This window comes from Pseudomonas petroselini (assembly GCF_045037875.1).
Lineage (GTDB): Bacteria > Pseudomonadota > Gammaproteobacteria > Pseudomonadales > Pseudomonadaceae > Aquipseudomonas > Aquipseudomonas petroselini.
In genome coordinates this window covers 5,786,714-5,801,892 of sequence record NZ_CP173614.1, presented here as the reverse complement: position 1 = coordinate 5,801,892, position 15,179 = coordinate 5,786,714, and the positions used below count along the sequence as shown (strand labels likewise).

General features: G+C 62.5%; 13 protein-coding genes. 4 read left to right on the top strand and 9 right to left on the bottom strand.

Going from position 1 to position 15,179, the window contains the following annotated elements; genetic code table 11:
- Positions 1-6: 6 nt before the first annotated feature.
- The 3 genes from ACI512_RS26690 to ACI512_RS26680 form a co-directional block, all read right to left on the bottom strand.
- Positions 7-3,477, bottom strand: a complete 3,471-nt coding sequence (locus ACI512_RS26690) for a PAS domain-containing hybrid sensor histidine kinase/response regulator (RefSeq protein ID WP_236380878.1) — start codon at positions 3,475-3,477, stop codon at positions 7-9.
- 118 nt (positions 3,478-3,595) lie between these two features.
- Positions 3,596-3,979, bottom strand: coding sequence for a YbaN family protein (locus ACI512_RS26685; RefSeq protein ID WP_043205714.1), 384 nt, complete (start codon positions 3,977-3,979; stop codon positions 3,596-3,598).
- Positions 3,980-3,999: 20 nt separating this feature from the next.
- The gene (locus ACI512_RS26680; RefSeq protein WP_015885221.1) at positions 4,000-4,587 is read right to left on the bottom strand and encodes a YecA family protein; all 588 of its coding nucleotides are present in this window, start codon (positions 4,585-4,587) and stop codon (positions 4,000-4,002) included.
- Positions 4,588-4,863: 276 nt separating this feature from the next.
- Here ACI512_RS26680 and recQ point away from each other — a divergent pair, with 276 nt between their 5' ends.
- Together recQ and ACI512_RS26670 are read left to right on the top strand one after the other, a co-directional pair.
- Positions 4,864-6,990, top strand: a complete 2,127-nt coding sequence (recQ, locus tag ACI512_RS26675; RefSeq protein WP_015885220.1) for a DNA helicase RecQ — start codon at positions 4,864-4,866, stop codon at positions 6,988-6,990.
- Between the two features lie 121 nt (positions 6,991-7,111).
- Positions 7,112-7,546 carry a MarR family transcriptional regulator gene (locus ACI512_RS26670; protein WP_015885219.1) on the top strand — a complete coding sequence of 145 codons (435 nt, stop codon included), beginning with the start codon at positions 7,112-7,114 and terminating at the stop codon, positions 7,544-7,546.
- A gap of 199 nt (positions 7,547-7,745) precedes the next feature.
- On the opposite strand, the gene ACI512_RS26665 is transcribed toward ACI512_RS26670, so the two are convergent.
- Entirely contained in the window at positions 7,746-9,935 is a 2,190-nt protein-coding gene (locus ACI512_RS26665) for a patatin-like phospholipase family protein (protein ID WP_046036025.1), read from the bottom strand.
- A gap of 84 nt (positions 9,936-10,019) precedes the next feature.
- On the opposite strand from ACI512_RS26665, the gene ACI512_RS26660 reads away from it, so the two are divergent.
- Positions 10,020-10,307 carry a SelT/SelW/SelH family protein gene (locus ACI512_RS26660; protein ID WP_015885217.1) on the top strand — a complete coding sequence of 96 codons (288 nt, stop codon included), beginning with the start codon at positions 10,020-10,022 and terminating at the stop codon, positions 10,305-10,307.
- Between the two features lie 40 nt (positions 10,308-10,347).
- Here ACI512_RS26660 and ACI512_RS26655 read toward each other — a convergent pair whose 3' ends face one another.
- The 3 genes from ACI512_RS26655 to ACI512_RS26645 form a co-directional block, all read right to left on the bottom strand.
- A complete protein-coding gene (locus tag ACI512_RS26655; RefSeq protein WP_236380880.1) occupies positions 10,348-10,629 on the bottom strand; it encodes a hypothetical protein in 282 nt (93 codons plus the stop codon).
- Between the two features lie 132 nt (positions 10,630-10,761).
- A complete protein-coding gene (locus tag ACI512_RS26650; protein WP_236380882.1) occupies positions 10,762-11,646 on the bottom strand; it encodes a DMT family transporter in 885 nt (294 codons plus the stop codon).
- A 99-nt stretch (positions 11,647-11,745) separates the two neighbouring features.
- The gene (locus ACI512_RS26645; RefSeq protein WP_046036026.1) at positions 11,746-12,495 is read right to left on the bottom strand and encodes an AraC family transcriptional regulator; all 750 of its coding nucleotides are present in this window, start codon (positions 12,493-12,495) and stop codon (positions 11,746-11,748) included.
- Positions 12,496-12,632: 137 nt separating this feature from the next.
- On the opposite strand from ACI512_RS26645, the gene ACI512_RS26640 reads away from it, so the two are divergent.
- On the top strand, positions 12,633-13,442 hold the full coding sequence (locus ACI512_RS26640) for a UDP-2,3-diacylglucosamine diphosphatase (protein WP_015885213.1): 810 nt from the start codon (positions 12,633-12,635) through the stop codon (positions 13,440-13,442).
- A gap of 126 nt (positions 13,443-13,568) precedes the next feature.
- Here ACI512_RS26640 and ACI512_RS26635 read toward each other — a convergent pair whose 3' ends face one another.
- Positions 13,569-14,762 (bottom strand): amino acid aminotransferase, encoded by a 1,194-nt coding sequence (locus ACI512_RS26635; protein WP_236380884.1) that lies wholly within the window; start codon positions 14,760-14,762, stop codon positions 13,569-13,571.
- Positions 14,762-15,118, bottom strand: coding sequence for a 4a-hydroxytetrahydrobiopterin dehydratase (locus tag ACI512_RS26630; protein WP_236380886.1), 357 nt, complete (start codon positions 15,116-15,118; stop codon positions 14,762-14,764). The genes ACI512_RS26635 and ACI512_RS26630 overlap by 1 nt, the downstream gene beginning before the upstream one ends.
- Positions 15,119-15,179: the final 61 nt, after the last annotated feature.

The window sequence follows — 15,179 nt, the reverse complement described above, 5'->3', positions numbered from 1 at the left end:
ACTGGCCTAAAGGGGCAGATGCCGACTCAGCAACGCTCGCAACGCCGCCGGCTTCACCGGTTTGGCCAGGTAATCCAGCCCCGCCGCATGCACCTCGGCCACCATCTCCGGGCGGCCGTCGGCACTGATGACCACGCCGGGAATCGGCTCCGCCAATTGCGCACGCAGCCAGCCCATCAACTCAGTACCGGTCTCGCCATGATCCAGGTGGTAATCCACCAGTGCCAGCTGCGGGCGCACGCCTTCGGCCAGCAGCGCCGCGCATTGCGCCTGGTCGGTGGCGGTCCACACTTCGCAACCCCAGCGCGTCAACAGGCTGCGCATGCCAATCAGGATGCTCTCTTCGTTATCCACGCACAGCACCTGCGCACCGCTCAACGGCAGCCCGGTTTCCTGCGGCGTCTTGACCAGCGGGGTGGCCTGGTTGCGTGCCAGCGGCACGCGCACACTGAACACGCTGCCCTTGCCTGGCCATGAGCGCACGCTCAAACGGTGGTCCAGCACGCGGCACAGGCCGTCGGCGATCGCCAAGCCAAGTCCCAGGCCTTTCTCCGCGCGGGTCTGGTGGCTGTCCAGGCGCTTGAATTCTTCGAAGATCACCTTCTGTTTATCCTGCGGGATACCCGGGCCACGGTCCCACACCTCCAGGCACAGCTCGCCTTTACGTCGGCGTACGCCCAGCAGCACCGGGCCGTCGGCATAACGGAAGGCGTTGGTGAGAAAATTCTGCAGAATCCGTCGTAACAACTTTATGTCGCTGTCGACGCGCAAACGGCTGCCGCGTAGGCGGAAGCGCAGACCTTGTTCCTGGGCGAGCGCCTTGAATTCCGCGCCGAGGGTGTCGAACAGCTCATTGAGCACAAAGGGCTGGCGCTGTGGGTTGATCTTGCCGTTTTCCAGGCGCGAAATATCCAGTAGATCGCTGATCAGGTCTTCGGCAGAGCGCAGCGAACTGTCCAGGTGCTGCACCAATTGCCGGGCTTCGCTGGACAGGCCGTCGTTCTGGTGGGAGAGGGCGGCGGAGAACAGGCGCGCAGCATTCAACGGCTGCATCAGGTCATGGCTGACGGCCGCCAGGAAGCGCGTCTTCGACTGGCTGGCAGACTCGGCCACGCCCTTGGCGTCAGTGAGCGCCACGTTGAGCTGGGACAGCTCGTGGGTGCGCTCGGTCACCCGTTGCTCCAGGCCTTCGTTGGCTTCGGTGAGTGCCTTTTCGGCTTCGCGGAACGCGGTAATGTCAGTGAAGCTCATGACGAAACCGCCGCCGGGCATCGGGTTGCCGATCAGTTCGATCACGCGGCCATTGGGGAATAAACGCTCGGACGTGTGCGCGCGACCCTGGCGCATCCAATGCAGGCGTCGCGCCACGTGTACTTCGGCCTCGCCCGGCCCGCACAGCCCGCGTTCGGCGTTGTAGCGGATGATGTCGGCAATCGGCCGGCCCACGCTGATCAGTCCGTCGGGGTAATTGAACAGCTCCAGGTAGCGCCGGTTCCAGGCCACCAGCTTGAGGGACTGGTCGACCACGCTGATGCCTTGGGTGATGTTTTCGATGGCGCCTTGCAGCAACGCGCGGTTGAACTGCAGCACTTCCGACGCTTCGTCGGCGATGCGTACGACGTCCTCCAACTGCATTTCCCGCCCTTCGATGGCCGCTTTTACCACTGCACGGGTCGAGGATGCACCGAGTACACCGGCCAGCAAGCGTTCCGTGTGGGCGATCCAATCGTTGTCGGCATTCTGGTTGGGGTTGAAGCCTTTGCCCTGGCGATAGGCGAAACGGATAAAGCTTTGCTGGGCCCGTTCTTCACCCACAAAGCGCGCAGCCAGGCTCAGCAGATCGCTGATCTGCACCGACAGCATCGAGCGGGCACTGGCGCGCTGGCTGATTTCCTGGCCGATAAAGCGCCCGGCTTGCCAGTGCTCGGACACCCGCGTGCGCGAGAGCATCGACACCCACACAAACAGCGTGAAGTTACCCGCCAGTGAGAACACGGTGCCCAGGGTCAGCGAAGTGACGGACAGGCCCAGCGGGTGCGAATGCATCCACGTCAGCCCTGGGAAAAGGCTGAGGGACCACCCCAGGCTTTTCGCCGTCACCGGTAGGACCAAGGTGTAGAACCACAGGAAGGTGCCCGCTGCCAGGCCCGCGAATACACCGCGTCGGTTCGCCTGTTTCCAGTACAGCGCACCGAGCATCGCCGGCGCCAATTGGGTCACGGCGGCAAAGGCGATCTGGCCGATGGTCGCCAGGCTGGCGGACGAACCCAGCAGGCGGTAACTGACGTAGGCCAGCAACAGGATGATCACGATGCTCACACGGCGTACCGAGAGCATCCAGTGGCGGAACACTTCGAACGGCCGCTCGGCGCTGGAGCGACGCAGCAACCACGGCAGCAGCATGTCGTTGGACACCATGGTCGACAGTGCGATGCTCGCCACGATCACCATGCCGGTGGCCGCTGAAGCGCCGCCAATAAATGCCAGTACCGCGAGGGCGGGGTGGGCTTCGGCCATCGGCAGGCTGATGACGTAGGAGTCCGGAAGCACCGAGCCGGGCAGCATCATCTTGCCGCCCAAGGCGATCGGTACTACAAACAGCGCGGCAAGAATCAGATACGCGGGAAACACCCACTTGGCCAGGCGCAGGTCCTGCGGGTCGATGTTCTCGACCACCGTGACATGAAATTGCCGAGGCAAGCAGATGATCGCCATCATGGCCACGCCGGTCTGCACCACCATCGACGGCCAGTTGACGGTCTCCTTCCAGTATTCCTCCAGCCGTGGCGCCAGCATGGCTTGGCTGAACAGGTCGCCGAAACCGTCGTACAGGCCGTAGGTCACAAACGCGCCGACCGCCAGAAACGCGAACAGCTTGACCAGGGATTCAAACGCAATCGCCAGCACCATGCCACGGTGGTGTTCCGTGGCGTCGAGGTTGCGGGTACCGAAGACGATAGTGAACAGCGCCAATACCAGCGACACGATCAGTGCGGTGTCCTGCGCGCGGGTGCCGGTGGTGTCGGCACCCGCGCCGATCAGCAGGTTGACTCCCAGCACGATGCCTTTGAGTTGCAGCGCAATATAGGGCAGTACGCCGACCAGGCAGATCAGTGCGACCACCACGGCCAGGGATTGGGATTTGCCGTAGCGCGCCGCAATAAAGTCGGCGATGGAGGTGATGTTTTCCTGCTTGCTGATCAGAATCATCTTCTGCAGCACCCAAGGTGCCAACACCAGCAATAGAACCGGTCCGAGGTAGATCGGTAAAAATGCCCACAGCTGTTCGGCAGCCTGGCCTACGGCGCCGAAGAAGGTCCAGCTGGTGCAGTAAACGGCGAGCGACAGGCTATACACCCAGGCACGTACACGTGGCGGCAAGGGCGCACGGCGACGATCACCGTAGAAGGCGATGGCAAACATAATGGCCATATAGGCCAGGGCAACGGCGGCGATCAGCCCGCTGGACAGCGTCATGGTAACTCCGAGCATAGGAACACCCAGGCATTCCAGGCCCGGTTGGACAGTCTCGCATGATGGCTGGGGTTAGTCAGTGTCGACCAAGGTCGTGTGGGATCGAATGTCGCAGGGGCGTTCAGCGAGGTGGCAGGGTTTTCTGGCGCAGGATGTAGAGTGTCACCAGCACGGCGCTGGTCAGCATGAAGCCACGCGCCCACGGCAGGGGCACCAGGTAGCAGGAAACACCGATGCTCAGCCACATCAAGCCAATGGCGTAGACCTTGCCTTTGAGGGGGATACCGTTGCCGTCCAGGTAGTCACGGATCCACGGGCCCAGGCGCGGGTGTTGCACCAGCCAGTGGTAGAAGCGCGGAGAGCTTCGAGCGAAGCAGGCGGCGGCGAGCAACAGAAAGGGCGTTGTCGGCAATACCGGTAGGAAAATGCCGATCACCCCCAGCGCTACGCTCAACCAGCCGATGGCCAGCAGCACGTAGCGCAGGAGCAGTGACCGATTGCCCATGGGTGTCACGGGCAAGCGACTCAGTGGTGACGTGGCTTGAGGATCGCCGGTTTTTCGTCAGGGGCGTTGCACAGCAGGTACAGCGCGGTCAGGGCTTCCGGGATCTGTACGATCATGTCGTCCATCAGGTTGGCGTCGGCGGCGATGTCGGAGAACTCCGGCTGGTCGTCGAACAGGCCCGAACCGACCATGATCGGCAGCAGCATTTCGCTGACTTCTTCCTCGGCGGTTTCGAACCAGGCGGCTTCGCGCAGGAACACGCCTTCCATGAAGCCGATGCACCAGCCGCGCAGGTCGGAATCATCCGGCTCTTCGCCCAGGTCCAGCTCGCATGGCAATTCGAATTCCTCGTCGGAGGCCAGTTGGCGACCGATGTGGGCCTTGAGGGCCAGCAAGGTGGATTCGATTTCTTCGCGCTGGGCGGCGTCGGCGTAGTGCGGCTCTTCGGCGAACAGTGCGTCGATCCATTCGCGGTCGGGCACGACCTCGGAGCAGATCGACAGGGCGGTCAGGTAGCCGTGGGCGGCCACGTAGTCCAGCGCCTCGTCATGCAGCTCATCGGCGTCGAGGAAGGCTTGCAGGCGGGTTAGTTGCTCAGCGAAGGACATTGAAGGACTACCTTGGGAATAAACGATGCTGAATTCTAGGCCTTCTTGAGCGCCCAGGCCAGCCACACTGCATATTTGCCAGGTTTTAGATAGCGCTCGCTGTTCGTCAGTGGCGCCCTTTGCCGGGTATCGCTCGGGTATACTGCCGCGTTTTGTGATGCCCTTGCAGGCCAAGCGCCAGTCCGAGAAAACTTCGCTTACGGATTATTTCCCGTGAGAACGTGTTTTCTCGGCCAGCCTGTACAGAGGGATTTCGGCACTATTTTGGAGTTATACATGCTCGAGCAGGCTCAACGCGTCCTCAAGGACATCTTCGGCTACGACAGTTTTCGTGGCCGCCAGGGTGCGATCATTGAGCGCGTGGCCAGTGGCGGTGACGCCCTGGTCTTGATGCCTACCGGTGGTGGCAAGTCACTGTGCTTCCAGGTGCCGGCGCTGTTGCGCAATGGCTTGGCCGTGGTGGTCTCGCCGCTGATCGCGTTGATGGACGATCAGGTGGCGACCCTGGAAGAGCTGGGTGTCGCCGCCGCGTCCTTGAACTCCACCCTCAGCGCCGAGCAGCAGCGCGACCTGGCTGCACGCATCAAGCGCGGTGAGGTGAAGATGCTCTACCTCGCTCCCGAGCGCCTGGTGCAGCCACGCATGCTGGCCTTTTTGCAAAGCCTGGAAATCGCCCTCTTCGCGATCGACGAGGCCCACTGCGTGTCGCAATGGGGCCACGATTTCCGTCGCGAATACCTGCAGCTCGGCCAGTTGGCGGAACTGTTTCCCGATGTGCCGCGCATTGCCCTGACCGCCACCGCCGACAAGCGCACCCGCGAAGAAATCGTCGAGCGCCTGCACCTGCAGAACGCCGAGCGCTTCCTGTCGAGCTTCGACCGGCCGAATATCTTCTACCGCATCGTGCCCAAGGAGCAGCCGCGCAAGCAGTTGCTGGCCTTCCTGTCCGAGCGGCGCAGCGATGCCGGCATCGTCTATTGCCTGTCGCGCAAGAAGGTCGATGAAGTCGCCGCGTTCCTCTGCGAACAAGGTTACCCGGCGCTGCCTTACCACGCGGGCCTGCCTAACGAAACGCGCTCCGCCCACCAGAAGCGCTTCCTCAACGAGGAAGGCCTGATCATGGTGGCCACCATCGCGTTCGGCATGGGCATCGACAAATCCAACGTGCGCTTCGTGGCGCATATGGACCTGCCCAAATCCCTTGAGGCGTACTACCAGGAAACCGGGCGAGCCGGCCGTGATGGCCTGCCGGCGGATGCCTGGATGGTCTACGGCCTGCAAGACGTGGTGATGCTCAAGCAGATGTTGCAAAACTCCGAGGGTGACGAGCGTCACAAGCGCCTGGAGCAGCACAAGCTCGACGCGATGCTCTCGCTGTGTGAAGAGACCCGTTGCCGTCGCCAGACCTTGCTCGCGTATTTCGACGAAGACATGCCCCAGCCCTGCGGCCATTGCGACAACTGCGTCGACGGCGTGCAGACCTGGGACGCCACTGAGCCCGCGCGCCAGGGTTTGTCCGCTATTTACCGCACCGGCCAGCGTTATGGCGTGGGTCATCTGGTGGATGTATTGCTGGGCAAGGATAACGAGAAGGTCCGCAGCTTCGGCCACGAAAAACTGTCGGTCTATGGCGTGGGCAAGGCCCGCGCTGAGGGCGAATGGCGTTCGCTGTTCCGGCAGATGGTCGCGCGTGGCTTGGTGGATATCGACATCGAAGGGTATGGCGGTTTGCGCCTGAATGACAGTTGCCGGCCATTGCTCAAGGGCGAAGTCAGCCTTGAGCTGCGCCGCGATCTCAAGCCGCAGACCACCGCCAAGAGCAGCACCAGCCAGGCCAGCCAACTGGTGCGTGGCGAAGAGCGTGAACAGTGGGAAGCCTTGCGCACCCTGCGGCGCAAACTGGCGCAGGAACACAGCGTGCCGCCGTACGTTATCTTCCCCGACTCCACCTTGCTGGAGATGCTGCGCGAGCAGCCCACCAGCATGGCCGAAATGGCGCGGGTCAGCGGCGTGGGTGCGCGCAAGCTCGAGCGCTACGGCCAGGCCTTCCTCGAAGTGCTGGGCGGCCAGGCCGAAGCGCCGAAGGAAATCGCCGATATTCGCCATGAATTGATCAGCCTGGCCCGCGCCGGCATGACCCCGATCCAGATCGCCGGTCAGCTGCAATGCTCGGAAAAAAACGTCTACACGTTGTTGGCTGAATCCATCGGCAAGCAGCAGCTGTCGTTGGAGCAGGCGCTTGATTTGCCGGAAGATTTGCTCGGCGAGATCCAGGACGCGTTCCTGGACGGAGAGGGCGAATTGCCACCCGTCGCGGAGATCGCACCGCTGTTTACCGGACGTGTTCCTGAGGGCGTCTTGTACTGCGTCAGGGCCGCTTTGCAGTCTGAATTCGAAATTTAGTGCGCCAATTACGACAATGTAACGAATCAGTACATAGCAACTCTTGCCTACGGGCAGAGCGCATGCTTAGCTGACTAATAATTAGCCACACTTTATTTTCAGTCTAAAACATGAGTTTTTTATGCCGTTAACCGATCAACACCGATTTGGCATGCAGCTGGCGCAAATGTCCCGTGGTTGGCGCGCCGAGCTCGACCGCCGCTTGGCGGGGCTGGGCTTGTCCCAGGCGCGCTGGCTGGTGCTGTTGCACTTGGCCCGTTTCGAGGATGCACCCACCCAGCGCGAATTGGCGCAAAGCGTCGGCGTCGAAGGGCCGACACTGGCTCGCCTGCTGGACAGCCTGGAAGGTCAAGGCCTGGTGCAACGCCAGGCGGTGGTGGAAGACCGTCGTGCCAAGCGCATTCTGCTGTGTGATACCGCCCGGCCGTTGATCGAGCAGATCGAGACGATTGCTACCGCTTTGCGTCATGAGTTGTTTGTGGGGGTGGATGAAGCCGATTTGCGAGTGTGTATGCGGGTGCATGGGCACATTCTGGCGAATCTGGAAAAGTCCTGAGGCAAACGCGGGTCTGCTGTGGTGAGCAGGCTTTTGTGGTGAATGGGCTTTTGTGGTGAGCGGGCTTGCCCCGCGCTGGGCTGCGAAGCAGCCCCACTGCAGTCACCGCGCTTCTTCAGTCAGAAATCAGTCGCCTCGGTTCGGGCCCGCTTCGCAGCCCAGCGCGGGGCAAGCCCGCTCACTACAATCCCCTCGTGTGTCAGAACGTCTGCCCCAGGTTCAGATACACCGCCTTCTGATTATCATCGTTGAACCCATAACTGAAATTCAGCGGCCCCAACGGTGTATCAAACCCCAGGAAGATACTCGCCGCGTTGATGTAGCCGCTGTCGAATTCATTGTCGTTGTTCCACGCCCGGCCGCGTTCCAATGATGCACCGAGGTACAGCGGGAAATCCAGCGGCAGGTACGAACGTGGCGTCAGTCGACGGTAATACACCGCTCGCATCAGGCTGATGTTCTGGCCTGAGATGGCGTCCTGGCGGAAGCCCGACAGCTGCCGCGCACCGCCCAGCAGGAAGCTGGAAATCACCACATCCGAATCATCCAGCGTGCGCCCGTAGCGTCCCCCCAGCACCAGGGTGTCCGGGCCGTGGCTCATGGCCTTGTCCAACTTGAATTCCCATTGGCGGTAGCGCTGGTCCGAGCCCAGCCCCGGTTCGAATTCGCGGTAGGCCAGGCCGATGTCTTCGCCGGTATGGGGGAAGTACACATTGTCCAGAGAGTCGAAGGAGTATTTCAGTTCATAGAAGCCTTCGCTGAAGCTCACACTGGGCAGGTCCCGGTCGCCGATGCGCACATCCGCCTTGCCCCAGGCCTCGCCGACGCCGAAGCGGATCTCGCCGCTGTTGCCAATCTGCCTGCCGACGTTCAAGCCGAAGCCGTAGCGTTCCAGGCGGTATTCGGAGATGGGATCGTTGTCCAGGATCAGCTCGACGTTCTGTGCCTGGGCGCTGAGATAAGGCGCGACAAAGTAACGCGAGCCGGTGTCCATCGGCTGGTAGAACTCGCTGTACAGCTCTTGCCGATCACCGATCTGCACCCGCGTCAGCCACTCGGCGCCGAGGCGGTTGATACCGTTCATGCGGTAGCTGGCGCCGAGGTTGAAGGCGCTGTCGCCGCGCATGTCATCCGAGAGGTTCAGGCCGAGGCGCAGGTAATCGGTGCCGCTGCGTTTGCCGCGCGCGCTGATCACCAGGGTGTTGTCCTGGCCTTTCTTGACCACGCGGTATTGCACCTGCTCGAAGTAATCCAGGCCGTACAAGGTGCCCATGTCCGACTGCAGGCGGCCCAGGTTCAACGGCTCGCCCAGGGGTTGGCGAATGTAGTAGCGGATCACGTCGTCGCTGACTTTCGAATCGTTTTCCACGGTGATCGCGGTGATCACCGGGGTGCGCTCGCCGGGGGTACGCGCGGCCACCAGTTGCGGGTCGATCGGTTCGGCAGGACGCAGGTGGGCCAGGCGCACGTCGAGGGCGCGAGTCGCGCGGTAGCCGGCGTCGATCATGTCCTTGGCGCGGCCGAAGTCGGTCACGCCATAGGCGGCGAGCGGTGGCTGGATCAGCACATCCTTGGGGTGCAAGTCCTTGAGTTGTTCTTCGGAGTTGCGCCGTGTCATCAGCGTGATGGACTGGTTGAGCACGTCCACCACCGTCGCCAGTTGCTTGCGCGAGCGCAGTGGGGTGCCGATGTCGACGACGATGGCGATATCCACGCCCATCTCCCGCGCCACGTCCAGCGGGATGTTATCGGTCATGCCGCCGTCCACCAGCAGCCGACCGTCCAGCTCCACCGGGGCGAATACCGCCGGGATCGACATGCTGGCACGGATCACCTGAGGCAGGTGGCCCTTGCGGAACACCACCTTCTCTCCGGTGGTGATATCGGTCGCCACCGCGCGGAAGGGAATCGGCAGCTTGTCGAAATTTCGCGTGTTGCTGCTGTGGGCGAACATGCTTTCCAGCAGCAGCGCCAGGTTCTGGCCTTGGATCACGCCCAGTGGCAGGCCCAGGCTACCGTCGTCACGAAAGCTGAGTTTCTGTTTGACCAGGAAATCCCGGTCATCCTGCTTGCGCCGAAACGGTACGTCCTCGCGGGGCGGTGCGTCGGACAGGGCCTGTTGCCAGTCGATGCTCAGCGCGAGCTTTTCCAGCTCGTCGATTTTGTAGCCGGAGGCGTACAGCCCACCGATCACCGCACCCATGCTGGTGCCGGCAATCGCATCGATCTGGATGCCTTGCTCTTCCAGCGCCTTGAGCACGCCGATATGCGCCAGCCCACGGGCGGCGCCACCGGACAGCACCAGGCCGATTTTTGGGCGTGGCGGTTCAAGGGCGTCGGCAACAAGAGGGAGTAGGCACAGGAACAGGCAGGACAGCAGGCGGCGCATCATGAATCTCGAGGCTGGGCGATAAAGGCCGCTATTATAGCCACTCGATCCGCCGAGCCCGTTACGCCAGGAGCCTCTCAAATTATGTCCTCGATCAAACCCGAGATCGTTATCACCTATTGCACCCAGTGCCAGTGGTTGCTGCGCGCGGCGTGGCTGGCGCAGGAATTGTTGAGCACGTTCGCCGATGACTTGGGCCAGGTGTCGCTGGCGCCGGCAACCGGTGGCGCATTTCGCATCACGTGCGATGGCGTGCAGATCTGGGAGCGTAAGGCCGACGGTGGTTTCCCTGAAGCCAAGGTGCTCAAGCAGCGCGTGCGCGACCAGATCGACCCGCAGCGTGACCTGGGGCACAACGACCGTACGCAGTAAAAGTCACCGCCGTCGGCGGGCGGTGACCGTGCAGGGGGGATTATTTGGCGGCCATTTTTTGCTTGATGAAGCCAATCACCCAGGTCAGCACCAGCCCGCCGACGCCACCGCCGACAATGTTGCTGCCAACCGTCGCTACATCCAGCGCTTCGCCACCGGAGGCGCCCGTCAGTACCGCGACGATCTGGCCCAGCAGCGCCCCGCCGACACCCCCGATCACTGTGTTAAGCCCTGTCCCAAGACTCTGTTTGGTCATCCCGGCGATGTTGCCGCCGATGGTCCCGCTGATTATCTGCACCAACAAACTGATGAGCATTTCCATGGTAAAGCTCCCGCATCGCGTTGAGGTTGTGACCACTCGCGTGCAGCAACTTCAGAAAATACCCAGGCTGTCGTCGAGGTGTCGGTTATCCGTTGAACGACGACAAACTGTTGCGGATGTTTAAAGTGTAGATCACGCCGTCGCCGCAGGCTGTTTGGCCTGGCTGGCAGTGCCCATCAGTCCGGAAAGCACGATAGCGACGACGATCAGCACGCCACCCAGCAGCATCCGCAGCGTCGGGGTTTCGGCAAACAGCAGCCAAGCCGCAGTGATGCCGTACACCGGCTCCATGGCAAACACCACCGAGGCCGTGCGCGCCTTGATCACCGCGAGGCTGGCGACAAACAGGCTGTGGGCCAGGCCGGTGCAGAACACGCCGAGCAGGCCGATCCACAGCCAGTCAATCGCCCGCACCTCGGTCAGCCCCGGTGCCGCCACGGGCAACAGGCACACCGCGACCACCACGTTCTGGCACAACGCGGCCTGCACCGCCGGAATGCGGCCGGAACTGGCGCGATTGTTCAGTGACAGCAGGGAAAACAGCAGCCCCGAGGCGATCCCCCAGAGCAAGCCGCCGGTGGCTTCGCTGACGAGGTTGAAGTCCGGGGTGACCAGCACCAGGCCGACGCTGACCAGTACCACCAGTACTATTTCATTGGCGCGGATACGCTCGCGGAAAATCAGCCCTTCAAGAATCACGGTAAAGGCCGGAAACGCAGTGAAACCCAGGGTCGCCACCGCAACGCCGGCGACCTTTACCGCAATAAAAAAGGTCACCCAATGCGCCGCCAGCAACACGCCGCTTACCAGCAGTCGACGCCAGTCGCGCCGCTCGAGTGTTTTCCAGGCCGTGTTGCTGGCGAACCGTGCGAATACCGCCAGGGCCACTACGGCAAACACGGCGCGCCCGAAGACGATGATGGCCGGTGAAGCGGCCGCCAGTTTGCCGAATACGCCGGTAAGGCCAAACATCAATGCACCGATATGCAGGGCGCCGAGGGCTGAGCGGGGAGTCATTGCAGTCCTTGAATCAAGCGGGTGACAGAAGCGCAGTTTAGTGGCTCGGCCGTGCAGGCGTCTGTCGTGCGGCTCGCGATTGTTATCGCAAGGCTCTTCCTAGGCGTTGCGTCGCAATGCGCCCGGCGAGGCGCCAAACTCGCGCAGCATCGCGGCCGCAAAGGCACTTTGCGAGGTATAGCCGACGCGATCGGCGATTTCACCAACCGGCAGAGGCGTTTGGCGCAGCAGGTCCAAGGCCATGTGCAGGCGGCGACTGCGGATATAGTCCATGGGTGTTTGCCCGCATTCCGCCATGAAGCGTGCGTGCAAGCGCGCTACCGAGAGGTCGGCGATGCGTGCCAGGTCAGCCACCTGCAGCGGGTGCGCTACGTGGCGCTCGATGTGCGCGTTGAACGCCGCATACGGCAGGCGCCGGCCCGGCAGCGGTTGGGCAGACGGATGGTTGAGGCTGGCCAGCAACAGCACTGCGCCTTGCTGGGCGATCAGCGGGTCATCCACCGGGCTCTGCGCCAGCCATTGCACCAACTGGTGTTGCCGCGAGTCCAGGGCCAGCCGTGCCGGTTGGTCGAGCAGGCGGCGACTGGCATCGGCATGCGTGCCCAACGATTGCAGCACCCAGTGCTCGGTGGGCACGTCCAGCACGAGGCAGCGGCTGCCGTCGCGACTGCCGCAGGCGTGGTGGGCGGAGAAGGGCAGCACCATCACGCTGCTTTCGCGCACTTGGCTGCCACGCCCGTCGACTTCCAGGTCCAGGTGCCCGGACAGGCCGAACACCAACTGCGCATGGTCATGGCTGTGGGCGATGGGCGCTTCGAGGTAGTGGCGTAGCGTGAGAGTGGGGCTCATCGCGGTCTCCTGGGCGGCAAGTCGGCAGTCTACAACGCTTCGCGGTCGGTGGGCGCTGTCATCAGACTGACGCACAGTTGTCATGGGCTATTAATCGCACTGGCGCAAGCTCGCGAAAACACCGTCGAGGGATGCCCATGACCAGTGCCGAGTTGACCAAGCCCAGCCGCAAGCAACGGGTGCGTACCCTGTGGATTTCCGACGTGCACCTGGGCACACGGGATTGCCAGGCCGAACATTTGTCGCAGTTCCTCAAGGGCTACCACGCCGATAAGGTCTACCTGGTAGGGGACATCATCGACGGTTGGAAACTGCGTGGCGGCATGTATTGGCCCCAGGCCCACACCAACGTGATCCGCCGCCTGTTGACCATGGCCAAGCGCGGCACCGAGGTGATCTACGTCACCGGCAACCACGACGAATTCCTGCGCCGCTACTCCAAGCTGATCCTGGGCAATATCCAACTGGTGGACGAGGCCGTGCACGTGACTGCCGATGGCCGGCACCTGCTGGTGATCCACGGCGACCAGTTCGACGTGATCACTCGCTATCACCGCTGGCTGGCATTTCTCGGCGACTCGGCCTATGAGTTCACCCTCACACTGAACCGCTGGCTGAACCATTGGCGTGCGCGCTACGGCTATGGCTATTGGTCGCTGTCGGCGTACCTCAAGCACAAGGTCAAGACGGCGGTGAACTTCATCAGCGATTTCGAAGAAGCCATCGCCCACGAAGTAACCAAGCGCGAGTTGCACGGCGTGGTCTGCGGGCATATCCACCACGCGGAGATTCGCAAGGTGGGCGAGGTGGATTACCTCAACTGCGGGGATTGGGTGGAGTCGTGCACGGCGTTGATCGAGCACTGGGATGGGAGTATCGAGTTGTATCGGTTGGCGGATGCGCAGGCGAAGGAGGCGCAGCTTAAGGCCGAGATGGTCACAGGCTAAAGGGCTACTCAGGTCACAAATGTGGGAGGGGGCTTGCCCCCGATTGCAGAGTGTCAGTCGCTGTAAGCTTGACTGATATACCGCCATCGGGGGCAAGCCCCCTCCCACAGTTTTAATGCTGTTTCTTCAGTTGGACACGTCGGCGATGGCTTTGGCCAGCAGCGTCAACCGCGTGGCATCAATCCCTGCCACATTCGCTCGGCCAGAACTCACCATGTACACGCTGTGTTTCTCCCGCAGTTGTTTAACCTGCTCGGCACTCAGGCCGGTATAGGAAAACATGCCGCGCTGCGCGCCGATGTGCGCAAACTGCTGCGACAGGCCATGGGGCGCCAGCGCCTCCACCAGTCCGGAGCGCAGGTGTGCGATGCGCGAACGCATGGCTTCTACTTCGTCGCTCCAGCGTTTTTTCAGCTCGGCATCGCCGAGGATGGTCGCCACCACCGCTGCGCCATGGTCCGGTGGCGTCGACCACAGGTTACGCGCCGTGTTCGCCAACTGGCTACGCACATCCGTCAGCTTCTCCGCATCCGCCGCGCACACGATCAACGCGCCGACACGGTCGCTGTACAGGCCGAAGTTCTTCGAACAGGAACTGGTGACCAGCACTTCCGGCAGCTCGGCTGCAAACAGCCGCACCGCCCAGGCGTCCTGCTCCAGGCCGTCGCCAAAGCCCTGGTAGGCGAAGTCGATCAGCGGCAGCAACTGGCGCTCGCGCACGATCTGCAGCACCTGGCGCCAGTCGTCTTGGGACAGGTCGAAACCGGTCGGGTTGTGGCAGCAGGCGTGCAGCAGCACGACATCGCCCTGGGGCACGCTGGACAGGGTGGCGAGCATCGCCGCCACATCCAGGCGATTGTCGGCGCCCACGTACGGATAATGGCTGACCGGGATCCCGGCCTTGGCAAAGATGGATTCGTGGATCGGCCAGGTCGGGTTGCTCAGCCAGACGCCACGGCCCGGCAGGTTTTGAGCAATAAAGTCGGCGCTCAGTCGCAGGGCGCCGGTGCCGCCTGGGGTCTGGGTGGCGCCGGCACGGCGTTCGCGGATCAGCGCGGAGTCCGCGCCGAGTACCAGCTCGCTGATCAGCTTGCCGAACGCAGCGTTACCGTGGCCGCCGATGTAGGTCTTGGTGGCCTGGGTGTCCACCAGGCGCTGCTCGGCCAGTTTCACCGAGTGCGGGATCGGCGTCAGGCCCTGGTCGTCCTTATAGACGCCGACGCCCAGGTCGAACTTGTTCGGGTTGGCGTCCTGGGCGTACAGGTCCATCAGCCCGAGGATCGGGTCGCCGGGAACGCGGCCAATGGCATCGAAATGCATTACTTGCGCCCCTCGGCGTCCTTGGCCACTTCGTCGGTGCGCGCGGCCATGATGAAGTCGTTACGGTGCAGGCCTTTGATGGAGTGGCTCCACCAAGTCACGGTGACCTTGCCCCACTCGGTGAGCAGGCCGGGGTGATGGCCTTCGGCTTCGGAGATTTCACCCATGGCGTTGGTGAAATCCAGGGCGAATTTGAAGTTCTTGAACAGGAAAACCTTTTCCAACTGCATCACGCCGTCGCGCACTTCGATGTTCCAGTCGGGGATCTGCTTGAGCAGCACCGGCAACTCTTCATCGCTGACTTGCGGGGCATCGGCGCGGCAGGCTTCGCAGTGGGCTTGGTTCAAGGTGGTCATGGGGGTGTCCTGAATTCGAAAGTTGAAGGTCAGTAGCGTCACCCTAAAGCAACGCGCGGCC

Excerpts from the sequence above, each read along its gene's own strand:
- ACI512_RS26690 (WP_236380878.1), bottom strand. The coding sequence starts at position 3,477 with ATGACGCTGTCCAGCGGGCTGATCGCCGCCGTTGCCCTGGCCTATATG.
- ACI512_RS26685 (WP_043205714.1), bottom strand. The coding sequence starts at position 3,979 with ATGGGCAATCGGTCACTGCTCCTGCGCTACGTGCTGCTGGCCATCGGC.
- ACI512_RS26680 (WP_015885221.1), bottom strand. The coding sequence starts at position 4,587 with ATGTCCTTCGCTGAGCAACTAACCCGCCTGCAAGCCTTCCTCGACGCC.
- recQ (WP_015885220.1), top strand. The coding sequence starts at position 4,864 with ATGCTCGAGCAGGCTCAACGCGTCCTCAAGGACATCTTCGGCTACGAC.
- ACI512_RS26670 (WP_015885219.1), top strand. The coding sequence starts at position 7,112 with ATGCCGTTAACCGATCAACACCGATTTGGCATGCAGCTGGCGCAAATG.
- ACI512_RS26665 (WP_046036025.1), bottom strand. The coding sequence starts at position 9,935 with ATGCGCCGCCTGCTGTCCTGCCTGTTCCTGTGCCTACTCCCTCTTGTT.
- ACI512_RS26660 (WP_015885217.1), top strand. The coding sequence starts at position 10,020 with ATGTCCTCGATCAAACCCGAGATCGTTATCACCTATTGCACCCAGTGC.
- ACI512_RS26655 (WP_236380880.1), bottom strand. The coding sequence starts at position 10,629 with ATGGAAATGCTCATCAGTTTGTTGGTGCAGATAATCAGCGGGACCATC.
- ACI512_RS26650 (WP_236380882.1), bottom strand. The coding sequence starts at position 11,646 with ATGACTCCCCGCTCAGCCCTCGGCGCCCTGCATATCGGTGCATTGATG.
- ACI512_RS26645 (WP_046036026.1), bottom strand. The coding sequence starts at position 12,495 with ATGAGCCCCACTCTCACGCTACGCCACTACCTCGAAGCGCCCATCGCC.
- ACI512_RS26640 (WP_015885213.1), top strand. The coding sequence starts at position 12,633 with ATGACCAGTGCCGAGTTGACCAAGCCCAGCCGCAAGCAACGGGTGCGT.
- ACI512_RS26635 (WP_236380884.1), bottom strand. The coding sequence starts at position 14,762 with ATGCATTTCGATGCCATTGGCCGCGTTCCCGGCGACCCGATCCTCGGG.
- ACI512_RS26630 (WP_236380886.1), bottom strand. The coding sequence starts at position 15,118 with ATGACCACCTTGAACCAAGCCCACTGCGAAGCCTGCCGCGCCGATGCC.